Here is a 13,530-nt window from a genome sequence, read left to right on the forward strand (position 1 = left end):
CGCTGTTGCTGTGACCGAGGAGGTGCCCATGCACTTACGAGGGTTGAGCGCGAGAAGCGGAGGAAGCGCGAGGAGACGGGTCTGGACGGCCACCGTGACCGCGGGGGTCGTCGCCGCCGGGCTGATGTCCGGACCGGCGGCGGGCGCGCTGCCCGCTCCCGACCCGTCCGCGACAACGATGTCCGTCAAGTCGCCACCGGGCGGCGGGGATGTACGGGTGCTGGTCTTCTACGGGTCCGCGGCGGGCGGCGACGAATCGCCGGTCGTCAACGCCGGTATCGCCGCGATCGAGCGGATCGGGCTGTCCGGACCGGCGAACCAGCGGTACGAGACCGAGGCCACCGACGACGCGAGGGTCTTCACCGACGAGAAGGCGCTGGGGAGTTACAACGCGATCGTCTTCCTGACCGGCGGCGGCGATGTCCTCGACCCCGAGCAGGAAGCGGGTCTGGAGGCCTACATGGAGGCGGGCGGCGGTTTCGTCGGCATCCATGACGCGGCCCGCGCCGAGCCGTACTCCGACTGGTTCACGGGGCTCCTGGGCGCCCGTCCGGCCGCCTCCAGCCCGACGACCGTGCAGCGGGCCACCGTTGAGGTCGGCGACCGTCAGCATCCGGCGACCCGGGATCTGCCGGTGCAGTGGAAGCGCCCCGACCAGTGGTTCAACTGGACGAAGAACCCCTCAGGCGATGTGCACACCGTGGCCCGGGTGCGCGAGTCGACCTACCGTCCGGGCGCGAGCGCCAACGGCTGGGACCACCCGGTGAGCTGGTGCCGGGACTACGACGGCGGCCGGTCCTTCTACACCGGCATGGGCGGCACGGTGTCCTCGTACGACGAGACCGACTTCCGGGCCCATCTGCGCGGCGCGCTGCTGTGGACCTCGCGGCTCGTGCAGGCAGACTGCAAGGCCACGATCAACGGCAACTACAAGGCGGAGCGCCTTACCCAGCCCAACCAGGCGGGGCAGAACGACCAGATCGGCGAGCCGCACGGGCTGGTCACCGCCCCCGACGGACGGGTCCTGTACATCGGCCGGGGCGGTGCCGACTCCTCCCAGCCGGTGATCACCGACTGGAACAACCCCGACATCGGCAAGGGCAGGGGTGAGATCCACGTCTACGACCCGAGGACCAGGAAGGTCACCCTCGCGGGCGCGTTGACCGTGTTCGGCAACAAGGGCGGCGGCGACGAACTGGTCAAGGTCGAGGAGGGCCTGCTCGGGATCGAGCTCGACCCGCGCTTCGAGGAGAACGGCTGGGTGTACCTGCACTACACCCCGCACTCGCAGCTCAACCGCGACACGCAGATGGCCGAGCGGCGCGTCTCCCGCTTCACCCTCGACCTCGCCACGAACAAGCTGGACCTGAACAGCGAGAAGGTCCTGCTCAAGTGGCCGGTTCAGGTGCACAGTTGCTGCCATGCGGGCGGCGGGATGTCCTGGGACTCGAAGGGCAACCTGTACATCGCGACGGGTGACAACAACTCCAGCGGATTCAGCGGCGGTTACTCGGGCAACAACCCGCAGCCGAACTACAAGGGCGTCTCCTTCGCGGACGCGCGCCGCACCGCGGGCAACACCAACAACCTCAACGGCAAGATCCTGCGCATCCATCCGGAGGCCGACGGGACGTACACGCTGCCCGAGGGGAACCTCTTCACGGGCAGGGAGACCGCCGAGGGCGGCGGCAAGACCCGCGGCGAGATCTATGTGATGGGGGTCAGGAACCCGGCCCGGATCTTCGTCGACAAGAAGACCGACGTCCTCTACGCCGGCTGGGTCGGGCCGGACGCAGGCGCTCCCTCGACGACCTGGGGACCGGCCAAGTACGACACCTTCGCCGTCATCACCAGGGCGAGCAACCGCGGCTGGCCGTACTGCATGGGCAACAAGCAGCCCTACCGGGACCGCAACCTGCCCAACCCCGACCAACCACTGGGCTGGTACGACTGCGACCACCCGAAGAACGAGTCGCCCAACAACGACGGTCTCGTCAACCTCCCGCCGGTCACCGGCAACAACATCTGGTACTCGCCCCAGGGCGGCGCCCCGGACTACCCGCGCGACGCGAACGGCGTCCCGTCCTACAAGCAGGAGGAGGCCACGTACCTGCTGCCGTGGCTCAAGGGCGGTGGCCAGGCCGCGATGAACGGTCCGGTCTACCGCTACGACGCGGCCGGCGCGAGCACGACCAAGTGGCCCTCGTACTGGGACGGCAAATGGTTCGTCGGCGACTTCTACGACGCCGACCAGCCGCGCAACGCGGTCATCACCGACCCGAAGAACCACGGCGAGGGCGGACTGCCCGTGCACTCCGAGTCGCTCAAGAAGATCGTGCCGATCGGCAACGACGGCATCAAGAACCTCATGGACTGGAAGTTCGGCCCGGACGGCGCGCTCTACGTCCTCGACTACGGGCGCGGGTTCTTCACCTCGGACGCCAAGTCGGCTCTGTGGCGCATCACTTACACGGGCGGTGGACCGACACCGGCCGCCGGACAGCTGGCGAGAGGAGGGCAGTGATGCATCCCCGTAGAGCTCTGACCGTCCTGCTGGCCGCCCTGCTGATGGTGCTCGGCCTTCAGTCGACGTCCCAGGCACGGCCTGACATGACGGCCCCGGCGGCGGCCCAGACACTCACCTGGACCGCCGGCGACGACATCACCAGGTACACCTCGGTCCCGACGACCGCCGTGGCGGGCACGGCCACGATCGTCTTCGAGAACAGCACGGCCACCGGCAACACCACCGGAATGCCGCACACGTTGACCTTCGTGACCAGCGACCCCGAGTTCAACGACGACGTCGAACTCAACATCCTCGCCAACCCCAACGACGACATGGGCGGCCGCCACACCGCCGAGGTGACGCTCACCCCGGGCCGGTACTTCTACCACTGCACGATCCCGGGCCACGGCCAGATGCAGGGCATCCTCGTGGTGACGGAGGGCAGCGGCGAGGACACCACCGCGCCCTCGGCGGCGGCCCAGGTGACCGGCACGCAGAACGCGCAGGGCCAGTACGTCGGTTCGGCGCGTGTGACGGTCACGGCGACCGACGAGGCCGGGGGCTCCGGCGTCGACCGGATCGAGTACGCGATCGGGGACACGGGCGCCTGGCAGCCGTACACCGCCCCGGTCGTCGTCGACCAGGTCGGCGACCACACGGTGCGCTACCGGGCCGTCGACAAGGCGGGCAACGTCTCCGCCGAGAAGAGCGCCGCCTTCACGGTCGTTGCGCCGCCCTCCGACGACACCGCCCCGCCGGACACCTCGGCGACGGTGAGCGGCGAGCAGAACCCGGACGGCACGTACATCGACATGGCCACGGTGACCGTGTCGGCCTCCGACACCGGCTCCGGCGTCAACACCATCGAGTACGCGGTGAACGACGGGAGTTGGCAGCCCTACACGATGCCCGTGATGGTGCACCAGGTCGGCTCCCACACCGTGCGCTACCGGGCGACCGACAAGGCGGGCAACGTGGCCGCCGACAAGAGCGTCCGGTTCACGGTCGTCGCGGCGGCCCCGCAGGACACCACCCCGCCGGTGACCGGCGTGACCGTGGACGGCACACGGAACTCCGACGGGGCCTACGTGGGCAACGCCAAGGTGACGGTGAGCGCCACGGACGAGGGCGGTTCGGGGGTCGCCGGCGTCGAGTACTCGATCGACGCCGGACCCTACCTCGCGTACACCGCTGCGGTGGTCGTCGACCGGGCGGGCACGCACACCCTGGCGTACCGGGCCCGCGACAAGGCCGGCAACACCTCGGCCGCGCGCACGGTGACCTTCACCGTGGTCTCCAGTCAGGTCCCGGCGCCCCCCTGCGCCGAGCTCGACGAGCGGTTGACGGTGATCGTGGGCACGGTCGACTCCGGGGTGCCGAACCGGATCACCAACAGCCGGTGCCGCATCAACGAGTTGATCGAGGACGAGAAGGAGTGGACGTCCCACGCGCTGTTCCTCAAGCACGTGAAGACGGTCCTCGACAGGCTCTTCAAGGAGGGGGTGCTCGACGAGCGCGAGTACGACGCCATCGACGCGGCGGCCCGTGAGTCCGGCATCGGGAAGCCGGGACAGACCGAGGGCTACCGGACGATCCTCGACGGCAGCGCGGCCTCCTTCGCCAGGTGGCAGCAGGTGGGCGGCGGTTCGTTCGCGCCGAACGGCGACGGCTCGATCACGTCCGGCACCACGAAGGACGGCCTCGGCATGCTCTGGTTCCCGGAGCGCACGTACGGCGACTTCTCGCTCAAGCTCCAGTGGCGGGACGACGCCCCGGGCACCGGCAACGCCAACTCCGGTGTGTTCGTGCGGTTCCCGTGGGTCCACGACCACCCGGAGGAGCCACGCCCCGAGTGGGCGGCCATCAAGTACGGCCACGAAGTGCAGGTCTTCGACCGTCCCGACGGCGACATGTACAAGACCGGGTCGGTCTACGGCTTCGACCGGGTCGGGCTCGCCGGTGCCGGCGTCACCCAGAAGGGCACGTGGAACGACTACGAGATCCGGGTGGTCGACCAGCACTACTCGGTCTACCGCAACGGCGTGCTGATCAACGAGTTCGACAACATCGGAGGCCAGGACTTCTATCCCGCCCGTTCGGACGACCCGGGCACGGACGGGCGGCGGTTCTCCGCCGGCTACATCGGGCTCCAGGTGCACAGCACCACGGACGTGGTCTCGTACCGGGACGTCAGGATCAAGGAGCTGTAGGAGGCGCCTTCTTCGCAGCGGCCCTGCTCGGCTGTACCCGCTTGGGCTCCCCCGGCATCTTCGGATACTCGGGCGGGTACGGCAGATCGCCCAGTCCGTGGTCGTGCTCGTCGCGGCGGGCCAGCTCCAGCAGGGTGTCCAGCGAGAACGCGTGATCGTCCATGTCCGCGTGCACATCGCCGAGTTCGGCGAAGCGCGCGGGCATGGTCGCGAGGTCGAAGTCCTGGGGGTGCGCCCGGCCGACCTCCTCCCAGCGCAGGGGCGCCGAGACGGGGGCGTGCGGGCGGGGCCGTACCGAGTAGGCGGAGGCGATCGTGCGGTCGCGGGCCGTCTGGTTGTAGTCGATGAAGATGCGCTCGCCCCGCTCCTCCTTCCACCACTTGATGGTCACGCGGTCCGGCATCCGGCGTTCCATCTCGCGCCCGATGGCGATCGCGGCCCGCCGCACCTGGGTGAAGGTCCAGCGCGGTTCGATGGGCACGAAGACGTGCAGACCGCGACCGCCGGAGGTCTTGGGCCAGCCGCGCAGGCCGCCGAACTCCTCCAGCACCGCCCGCAGTTCATGGGCCGCGCGCACGGCGTCGTCGTAGTCCGTGCCGGGCTGCGGGTCGAGGTCGATGCGCAGTTCGTCGGGGCGGTCGACGTCGTCGCGGCGGACCGGCCAGGGGTGGAAGGTGAGGGTGCCGTACTGGGCGGCCCACAGGACGGCGGCCTCCTCGGTGGGGCACATCTCGTCGGCGCTGCGGCCGCTGGGGAAGGTGATGTGGGCGGTCGGGATCCAGTCGGGCATGTTCTTGGGCGCCCGTTTCTGGAAGAAGTTCTCGCCGGTCACGCCGTCCGGGTAGCGCTCCAGGGTGGTGGGGCGGTCGCGCAGGGCGCGCAGGATGCCGGGGGCGACGGCCTGGTAGTAGCGGGCGAGGTCCAGCTTGGTGAACCCGCGCTCCGGGAAGAAGATCTTGTCCGGGCTGGACAGCCGTACGGTCCGGCCACCCGCCTCCAGTTCCACCGCGTCACCCATGCGAGCCACGGTAAGCGAGCCCGGCATATCAGGCATTTCGGGGCCTGCGCGTGCAGAATCGGACCATGGATCTGCCGGTGATGCCCCCTGTGAAGCCCATGCTCGCCAAGTCCGTGGCGAAGATCCCGCCGGACATGCACTACGAGGCGAAGTGGGACGGGTTCCGGGCCGTCGTGTTTCGCGACGGGGCGGAGGTCGAGCTGGGCAGCCGTACCGGCAAGACGCTGACCAGGTACTTTCCCGAGCTGGTGGAGGCGCTGCGGGAGCGGCTGCCCGAGCGCTGCGTGATGGACGGGGAGATCGTCATCGCGCGGGACGGACGGCTGGACTTCGACGCGCTGACCGAGCGGATCCATCCGGCGGCCTCCCGGGTGCGCACCCTCGCGGAGCGGACGCCGGCCTCCTTCGTCGCCTTCGACCTGCTGGCGCTGCAGGACGCATCACTGCTGAACGTCCCGCTGACCGAGCGCCGCGAGCTGCTGACCACGGCGCTGTCCGGGACGGCCCCGCCCGTGCACGTGGCGCCGGCGACCACGGACATCGAGGTGGCCCGGCAGTGGTTCGAGGAGTACGAGGGAGCGGGCCTGGACGGGGTCATCGCCAAGCCGCTCACCCTGCGCTATCTCCAGGACGAGCGCGCGATGTTCAAGATCAAGCACGAGCGCACGGCGGACGTGGTGGTCGCGGGCTACCGGCTGCACAAGAGCGGCCCGGTCGTCGGCTCCCTGCTGCTCGGCCTCCACGACGACCGGGGCACGCTCCAGCACGTCGGCGTGTCCGCGGCTTTCCCCATGAAGCGGCGCGCCGAGCTGATCGAGGAGCTGGAGCCACTGCGGATGACGGACGTGTCCGGGCACCCCTGGGCGGCCTGGGCCGAGGAGGCCGCGCACGAGAGCGCGCGGCTGCCCGGGGCGCCGAGCCGCTGGTCGGGCAAGAAGGACCTGTCGTGGGTGCCGCTGCGGCCGGAGCGGGTGGCGGAGGTGGCGTACGACCACATGGAGAACGGCGTACGGTTCCGCCACACCGCCCACTTCCGCCGCTGGCGGCCCGACCGGACCCCGGAGAGCTGCACCTACGCGCAGCTGGAGGAGCCGGTGCGCTACGACCTCGACGAGATCCTGGGCTGAGTGGGGCGTCAGGGCCGGCCTCGACCGGGCCGACCCGTCGGAGCTGACGCCGGCGGGGCCCGCGGGCCTGGACTGCACGAGCCGGAGCCATGCGATCGGCGCCGCGTGGGACGAGCCGGCGCGACCTGAGCCGTACCAGCCGACTTGAGGACTCGGCGCCGGACCCGTGCGATCGGGGCCGCATCGGCCGAGCGGGTCCGCGCGGGCCATTCCCCGGGGAGGCCGCCGGCGACCCACCCGGCCAGGACCGCACCGGCCCAGCCCGCCCGAGGTCAGGGCCGCATCAGCACCTTGACCGCGCCCTCCTGCTTCTTCTGGAACATCTCGTACGCGTGCGGGGCGTCCGACAGCGGTACGTGATGGGTGGCGAAGTCGTCGACTCCGAGCGGGTCCTCGTCCGTGAGGTAGGGGATGATCTCGTCGACCCAGCGCCGCACGTTGGCCTGGCCCATCCGGATCTGGATCTGCTTGTCGAACATGGTGAGCATGGGCATCGGGTCGGCCGTGCCGCCGTAGACACCGGTGAGGGAGAGCGTGCCGCCGCGGCGCACCAGCTCGATGGCGGTGTGCAGGGCGGCGAGCCGGTCGACGCTGAAGCGCTCGGCGAAGGGTCCGCTGAGTTTCCTGGGCAGCAGGGCCGAGGCGTTCTGGGCGAGGCGGGCGACCGCGCTGCCGTGGGCCTCGGTGCCGACGGCGTCGATCACGGCGTCCGGGCCGCGTCCGTCGGTCTCGTCCCGGATCGCCTGGACCAGCTCCTTCTCGCTGTCGAAGCTCCTGAGGTCGTACGTCTCCACGCCCCGTGTGCGGGCCCGGCGCAGCCGTTCGGTCACCAGGTCCACGCCGAAGACGCGCCCGGCGCCGCGCACCTGCGCGACCCGGCAGGCCATGTCCCCGATGGGCCCGAGTCCGAGCACGGCGACGCTGCCGCCCTCGGGGACGTCCGCGTAGACCACGGCCTGCCAGGCGGTGGGCAGCACGTCGGAGAGATAGACGAAACGGTCGTCCGGCGGGCCCTCGGGGACCTTGATGGGTCCGAACTGGGCCTGCGGGACCCGCAGATACTCGGCCTGGGCGCCCGGCACGGCACCGTACAGGCGGGTGTAGCCGAACAGGGCGGCACCCATGCCCTCGCTGGTGACCTGGGTGGTCTCGCACTGGGTCGGCAGCCCGGTCATGCACATCCAGCAGCTGCCGCAGGCGATCTGGAAGGGCACGACGACCCGGTCACCCACCGCGAGGTCCGGCACCCCCGCGCCGACCTCCTCGACGATGCCCATCGGCTCATGGCCGAGGATGTCGCCCGGGGTCATGAACGGCGTGAGCACCTCGTAGAGATGCAGGTCGGAGCCGCACAGTCCGGTCGAGGTGATCCGGATGACGGCGTCCGTCGGTTCCTTGATCTTGGGATCGGGGACCTCCTCCACCCGTACGTCCCGCTTGCCCTGCCAGGTCACAGCCTTCATCGCCCGGCACTCCCTCCGTCACGTCGCGTGTCGGTCCTGGGGTAGGCCGCCCGGGTACCCGGGCGTGCTCCCGCCGAACCGCGATCCAGGGCCGATCGGCGTAGTCGACGCGACTAATCAGAAACAGACGGGTATGGCCACCAAAGAACTTATAAGCGCACAATCAAAGACACGAGACGGGTGGGCATGGTGGGCATGGTGGGTACGGAGCAAGGGACGCGCGCTAGACGCGCCCGTACGGCGGCGGCACTGCTGACCGTCACGGGCCTTTTCGCCGCGGGCTGCACGGGGCACGGCACCCCCGTCCCGGCCGACGACGGACGCGGACAGCTCCACACGGAACGACCGGGCAGTTCGCCACCGGACACCGCACGGCCCAGCGCGAAGGCCGACGGCCCCTCCGTGCTCGCCGTGAAGATCGACAACGTTCGGGAGGCGCGCCCGCAGACCGGCCTCGACTCCGCGGACGTCGTGTACGCCGAGCAGGTCGAGGGCGGGCTCAGCCGCCTGATGGCGGTGTACGCGACGAAGCTGCCGAAGGCCGTCGGACCCGTGCGCAGCGCCCGCGAGTCGGACCTGGAGCTGCTGCGGCAGTTCGACGACCCGACGCTCGCCTTCTCCGGCGCCCAGGGCAAGCTGATGCCCCTGATCAACCGGGCGCCGCTGGACGCCCGCACCCCCGAGAAAGCCTCCGACGCCTACTTCCGCGGCGCCGGCAAGGTCGTCCCGCACAACCTCTACCTGCGCCCGAAGCGCCTGATGCCCGTCACGCCGGGCGCGGCCGCGCTGACGAACGGATTCCGCTACGGCCCGGCGCCGGCCGGCGGCACCGCGGACACCTCGGAGACGGTCCGCTACCCCGCCGCCCGCTTCGCCTTCACCTGGTCGCAGAGCCGCAAGCGCTGGCTGGTCTCGATGGACGGCGCACCGGACGTGACGGCCGACGGAAAGCGGCTGGCCCCCGCCACCGTCGTCGTGCAGTACGTGAAGGTCCGCAAGTCCGCCTTCCACGACTTCCTCGGCAACAACACGCCGTACACGGTGACGGTGGGCTCGGGGAAGGCCAAGGTGCTGCGCGACGGCCGCGCCTACGACGTGAACTGGAAGCGGGCGAAGGCCACGGACGGCACGGAGTTCACCACGAAGGACGGCTCCCCGATGAACTTCGCCGAGGGGCAGGTGTGGGTCGTCTTCGCGAAGGCGTCCTGATCAGCGCTGGGTGACGAGGGGTTCCGCGGGATTGCGGAGCCCCTCCGCCGCGTCCGCGACCCGGCGGATCAGCTCGAAGAACCGGCCCTGTTCGTCGTCGGAGAGCGGGGCCAGGAAGACCTGGTTCATCCGGGCGGTGCGCACGGTCAGCTTGCGGTGGGTGCGCACCCCGTCGTCGGTCAGGCGCAGCAGGAAGCGGCGGCCGTCCTGGGGATCGCGGACCTTGTCGAGCAGTCCGCGCCGGCCGAGCCGGCTGATGACCTCGGCGATGGTGGACCGGTCCAGCCCCACCCGCTCCCCCACCGTGCGCTGGTCGAGGCCCGGCTCGGCGACGAGCGCGTTCAGGACCGCGAACTGGGGCGAGGTGATCTCCTCGGAGACCATCGTGTTCCACAACAGGTAGTGCGCCTGCTGGAGTCGCCGGGCGAGGTGCCCGGGATGGGTGGTGAGGTCCACCGCGGCCATGTGCGCTCCCGAGTCGTGTTGGTTGGTGCACTGAAGAGTAGTGAGCCTTGACGCCAGGCTGCCACAGTGGCAGCTTAAGAGAAACCTCGCTGAAATACTCAGTGCACTGAGCACTTCGAGAGATGGGCTACGCGAATGGACAAGGTGGTCGCCACCGCCGCCGAGGCGGTGGCCGATGTGCCGGAGGGCGCGTCGCTCGCGGTGGGCGGTTTCGGCCTGAGCGGTGTGCCGAACGTGCTCATCCAGGCCCTTTACGAGCAGGGCACCGGCTCCCTGTCGGTGGTCTCCAACAACTGCGGGGCGATGGAGTCCGGGCTCGCGGTCCTGCTCGCCGCCGGGCGGATCGCCCGGGTGACCGGCTCCTACATCGGCGCCAACAAGGAGTTCGCCCGCCAGTACCTGGCCGGCGAGCTGGAGGTCGAGATGATCCCGCAGGGCACGCTCGCCGAGCGGCTGCGGGCGGGCGGCGCCGGGATCCCCGCGTTCTTCACGCCGGCCGGGGTGGGTACCCAGGTCGCCGACGGCGGACTGCCGTGGCGCTACGACGGCCAGGGCGGCGTCGCCCTCGCCTCGCCGCCGAAGGAGGTGCGGGAGTTCGACGGCACGGAGTACGTCCTGGAGCACGGCATCCGCACCGACTTCGCGCTGGTGCGGGCGGCGAAGGGCGACCGGCACGGCAACCTGGTCTTCAACAAGTCCACCCGGAACTTCAACCCCCTCGCGGCGATGGCCGGCAAGGTCACGATCGCCGAGGTGGAGGAGCTGGTGGAGCCCGGCGAGATCGACCCGGACGCGGTGCACCTGCCGGGGATCTTCGTGCAGCGGGTCCTCGCGCTGACGCCCGAGCAGGCGACGGACAAGCGGATCGAGCAGCGGACGGTGAGCAGCTGATGGCCTGGACCAGGGAACAGATGGCCGCGCGGGCCGCGCGCGAGCTCCGGGACGGCCAGTACGTCAACCTCGGCATCGGTCTGCCGACGCTGATCCCGAACCACCTCCCCGAGGACGTCGAGGTGATCCTGGAGTCCGAGAACGGCATCCTGGGCACCGGCCCCTACCCCACCGAGGACCAGGTCGACCCCGACCTGATCAACGCGGGCAAGGAGACCGTCACGGTCCTGCCGGGGGCGTCCTTCTTCGACTCGGCGCTGTCCTTCGGGATGATCCGGGGCGGGCACATCGACGTGGCCGTGCTGGGTGCCATGCAGGTGTCCGAGACCGGCGACCTGGCCAACTGGGCCGTCCCCGGAAAGATGATCACCGGGATCGGCGGGGCGATGGACCTGGTCCACGGCGCCCGCACGGTCATCGTGGTGATGACGCACACCGCGAAGGACGGCTCGCCCAAGATCCTCACGGAGTGCGCGCTGCCGCTGACCGGCAAGGCGTGCGTGAACCGGATCATCACCGACCTCGGCGTCCTGGACGTCACCGAGGACGGTCTCGTCCTGGTCGAGACGGCGCCCGGGGTGGGCGTCGAGGAGATCACCGCCAAGACCGACGCCAAACTGACCGTCGCGGAGGGCCTGCAGTGAAGAACGTCTACATCGTTGACGCGGTCCGCACCCCGGTCGGCCGCTACAACGGCGGCCTCGCCTCGGTGCGCCCGGACGACCTGGGCGCCCACGCGATCCGTGAACTGCTCGGCCGTACGCCCGACTTGGACCCGGCCCGGATCGAGGACGTCTACTTCGGCAACGCCAACGGCGCGGGCGAGGAGAACCGCAACGTGGGCCGCATGGCCGCGCTGCTGGCGGGCCTGCCGACCTCGGTGCCGGGGGTGACCGTCAACCGGCTGTGCGCCTCGGGGCTGGAGGCGGTGATCCAGGCGGCCCGCGCGATCGCCCTCGGGGACGCCTCCGTCGCCGTCGCCGGTGGTGTGGAGTCGATGACCCGGGCGCCGTACGTGCTGCCCAAGTCCGACAGGCCGTTCCCGGCCGGGCACGCCGAGCTGTACTCGACCACGCTGGGCTGGCGCATGGTCAACCCACGGATGGAGCCGCAGTGGACCATTCCGCTGGGCGAGTCGGCGGAGCTGATCGCGGACAAGCACAAGATCACGCGTGAGCAGCAGGACGAGTTCGCGCTGAGCAGCCATCAGAAGGCGGCGAGGGCGCAGGACGAGGGCCTGTTCGACGCGGAGCTCGCGCCCGTCGCCGTCCCGCGGCGCAAGGGCGAGCCGGTCGTCTTCGGCGCCGACGAGTGCGTACGGGCGGACGCGTCGCTGGAGGCGATGGCGAAGCTGAAGCCGTCGTTCCGCAAGGACGGTGGCACGGTCACCGCGGGCAACGCGTCGCCTTTGAACGACGGAGCCGCGGCACTGCTGCTGGTGGACGACGAGGGCCTGGCCGCGACCGGTCGCGAGCCGCTGGCCCGGATCTCCGCGACCGGGGTGAACGCACTGGACCCGCACTACTTCGGGCTCGCCCCCGTCGAGGCGGTCAACCGTGCACTCGCCAAGGCCAGCAAGGGATTTGACGATCTGTCAGTACTGGAGCTGAACGAGGCCTTCGCGGCCCAGGTGCTCGGATGTGTCGCCGAGTGGCCCGAGTTCGACCCGGCGATCCTCAACCCGCAGGGCGGCGCGATCGCCCTCGGCCACCCGCTGGGTGCCTCCGGTGCGCGTCTGGCCGGCACGGTCGCCCATCAACTCGCCCGCAGGGGCAGCGGAGTCGGTGTCGCCACCCTGTGCATCGGCGTCGGCCAGGGTCTCGCTCTCGTCCTCGAACGTTAACGGAACGCAGGAAACCCCATGACTCTCACCCAGCACGACATCGACCGGGAAATCGCCGCCGAGCACGCCGCCTACGAGAAGCGGCTCGCCGACGGCGCTCCCGTCGAGCACCAGCCGCGCCGCGACTACGCGCCCTACCGTTCCTCGGTCCTGCGGCACCCGAAGCAGCCGCCGATCAGCATCGACGTGTCCAAGGACCCGGAGCTGGTCGAGCTGCACTCGCCCGCGTTCGGGGAGCGGGACATCACCGAGATCGACAACGACCTGACGCGGCAGCACAACGGGGAGCCGATCGGTGAGCGGATCACCGTCGAGGGCCGGCTCCTGGACCGCGACGGCCGTCCGCTGCGCGGGCAGCTGGTCGAGATCTGGCAGGCCAACTCGGCCGGGCGCTACGCCCATCAGCGCGAGCAGCACGACGCCCCGCTGGACCCGAACTTCACCGGCGTCGGCCGCACCCTGACCGACGACAGCGGCTGCTACCGCTTCACCACCGTCCAGCCGGGCCCCTACCCGTGGCGCCAGCACGTCAACGCCTGGCGGCCCGCCCACATCCACTTCTCGATCTTCGGCTCGGCGTTCACCCAGCGGCTCGTGACGCAGATGTACTTCCCGAGCGACCCGCTGTTCCCCTACGACCCGATCATCCAGTCGGTCACGGACGACGCGGCCCGTCAGCGGCTCGTCGCCACGTACGACCACAGCCTGTCCGTACCGGAGTTCTCGATGGGCTACCACTGGGACATCGTGCTCGACGGACCGCAGGCCACCTGGATCGAAGAAGGACGCTGACCC

At 70.4% G+C, this 13,530-nt stretch carries 11 protein-coding genes; 8 read left to right on the forward strand and 3 right to left on the reverse strand.

Annotation, left to right across the window (positions count from 1 at the left end; all coding sequences use genetic code 11):
- Window positions 1-28 precede the first annotated feature (28 nt).
- Window positions 29-2,524: a ThuA domain-containing protein gene (locus tag AQI94_RS15665; protein WP_199814305.1), complete on the forward strand. Its 2,496-nt coding sequence runs from the start codon at window positions 29-31 to the stop codon at window positions 2,522-2,524.
- Entirely contained in the window at window positions 2,524-4,719 is a 2,196-nt protein-coding gene (locus AQI94_RS15670) for an OmpL47-type beta-barrel domain-containing protein (RefSeq protein WP_031041748.1), read from the forward strand. The genes AQI94_RS15665 and AQI94_RS15670 overlap by 1 nt, the downstream gene beginning before the upstream one ends.
- Here AQI94_RS15670 and ligD read toward each other — a convergent pair.
- The gene (gene ligD / locus AQI94_RS15675) at window positions 4,706-5,737 is read right to left on the reverse strand and encodes a non-homologous end-joining DNA ligase (RefSeq protein WP_031041747.1); all 1,032 of its coding nucleotides are present in this window, start codon (window positions 5,735-5,737) and stop codon (window positions 4,706-4,708) included. The two genes, AQI94_RS15670 and ligD, sit on opposite strands and share 14 nt — an antisense overlap.
- A gap of 65 nt (window positions 5,738-5,802) precedes the next feature.
- Between ligD and AQI94_RS15680 the strand changes: the two genes are divergently transcribed.
- Window positions 5,803-6,864 (forward strand): ATP-dependent DNA ligase, encoded by a 1,062-nt coding sequence (locus AQI94_RS15680; protein ID WP_031041745.1) that lies wholly within the window; start codon window positions 5,803-5,805, stop codon window positions 6,862-6,864.
- 272 nt (window positions 6,865-7,136) lie between these two features.
- Here the strand turns inward: AQI94_RS15680 and AQI94_RS15685 are convergent, their stop codons facing one another.
- A complete protein-coding gene (locus AQI94_RS15685; RefSeq protein ID WP_031041744.1) occupies window positions 7,137-8,327 on the reverse strand; it encodes a zinc-dependent alcohol dehydrogenase in 1,191 nt (396 codons plus the stop codon).
- 195 nt (window positions 8,328-8,522) lie between these two features.
- Between AQI94_RS15685 and AQI94_RS15690 the strand changes: the two genes are divergently transcribed.
- Window positions 8,523-9,536: a DUF3048 domain-containing protein gene (locus AQI94_RS15690; protein ID WP_225890197.1), complete on the forward strand. Its 1,014-nt coding sequence runs from the start codon at window positions 8,523-8,525 to the stop codon at window positions 9,534-9,536.
- Here the strand turns inward: AQI94_RS15690 and AQI94_RS15695 are convergent, their stop codons facing one another.
- Entirely contained in the window at window positions 9,537-10,001 is a 465-nt protein-coding gene (locus AQI94_RS15695) for a MarR family winged helix-turn-helix transcriptional regulator (protein WP_031041740.1), read from the reverse strand. It abuts the gene before it with no gap.
- A gap of 135 nt (window positions 10,002-10,136) precedes the next feature.
- Between AQI94_RS15695 and AQI94_RS15700 the strand changes: the two genes are divergently transcribed.
- From AQI94_RS15700 to pcaH, 4 genes are read left to right on the forward strand one after another with little or no spacing between them, the layout of a single operon-like run.
- Window positions 10,137-10,892, forward strand: coding sequence for a CoA transferase subunit A (locus AQI94_RS15700; protein ID WP_031041739.1), 756 nt, complete (start codon window positions 10,137-10,139; stop codon window positions 10,890-10,892).
- Window positions 10,892-11,536 carry a CoA transferase subunit B gene (locus AQI94_RS15705; protein WP_031041736.1) on the forward strand — a complete coding sequence of 215 codons (645 nt, stop codon included), beginning with the start codon at window positions 10,892-10,894 and terminating at the stop codon, window positions 11,534-11,536. The genes AQI94_RS15700 and AQI94_RS15705 overlap by 1 nt, the downstream gene beginning before the upstream one ends.
- Window positions 11,533-12,735, forward strand: a complete 1,203-nt coding sequence (locus tag AQI94_RS15710) for a thiolase family protein (protein ID WP_031041734.1) — start codon at window positions 11,533-11,535, stop codon at window positions 12,733-12,735. The genes AQI94_RS15705 and AQI94_RS15710 overlap by 4 nt, the downstream gene beginning before the upstream one ends.
- Window positions 12,736-12,753: 18 nt before the next feature.
- Window positions 12,754-13,527 (forward strand): protocatechuate 3,4-dioxygenase subunit beta, encoded by a 774-nt coding sequence (gene pcaH / locus AQI94_RS15715; RefSeq protein WP_031041731.1) that lies wholly within the window; start codon window positions 12,754-12,756, stop codon window positions 13,525-13,527.
- Window positions 13,528-13,530: the final 3 nt, after the last annotated feature.

This window comes from Streptomyces pseudovenezuelae, assembly GCF_001513955.1.
Classification (GTDB): domain Bacteria; phylum Actinomycetota; class Actinomycetes; order Streptomycetales; family Streptomycetaceae; genus Streptomyces; species Streptomyces pseudovenezuelae.

What these genes read in the sequence shown, in the direction of transcription:
- AQI94_RS15665 (WP_199814305.1), top strand. Translation starts at nt 29, where the DNA reads ATGCACTTACGAGGGTTGAGCGCGAGAAGCGGAGGAAGCGCGAGGAGA.
- AQI94_RS15670 (WP_031041748.1), top strand. Translation starts at nt 2,524, where the DNA reads ATGCATCCCCGTAGAGCTCTGACCGTCCTGCTGGCCGCCCTGCTGATG.
- ligD (WP_031041747.1), bottom strand. Translation starts at nt 5,737, where the DNA reads ATGGGTGACGCGGTGGAACTGGAGGCGGGTGGCCGGACCGTACGGCTG.
- AQI94_RS15680 (WP_031041745.1), top strand. Translation starts at nt 5,803, where the DNA reads ATGGATCTGCCGGTGATGCCCCCTGTGAAGCCCATGCTCGCCAAGTCC.
- AQI94_RS15685 (WP_031041744.1), bottom strand. Translation starts at nt 8,327, where the DNA reads ATGAAGGCTGTGACCTGGCAGGGCAAGCGGGACGTACGGGTGGAGGAG.
- AQI94_RS15690 (WP_225890197.1), top strand. Translation starts at nt 8,523, where the DNA reads ATGGTGGGTACGGAGCAAGGGACGCGCGCTAGACGCGCCCGTACGGCG.
- AQI94_RS15695 (WP_031041740.1), bottom strand. Translation starts at nt 10,001, where the DNA reads ATGGCCGCGGTGGACCTCACCACCCATCCCGGGCACCTCGCCCGGCGA.
- AQI94_RS15700 (WP_031041739.1), top strand. Translation starts at nt 10,137, where the DNA reads ATGGACAAGGTGGTCGCCACCGCCGCCGAGGCGGTGGCCGATGTGCCG.
- AQI94_RS15705 (WP_031041736.1), top strand. Translation starts at nt 10,892, where the DNA reads ATGGCCTGGACCAGGGAACAGATGGCCGCGCGGGCCGCGCGCGAGCTC.
- pcaH (WP_031041731.1), top strand. Translation starts at nt 12,754, where the DNA reads ATGACTCTCACCCAGCACGACATCGACCGGGAAATCGCCGCCGAGCAC.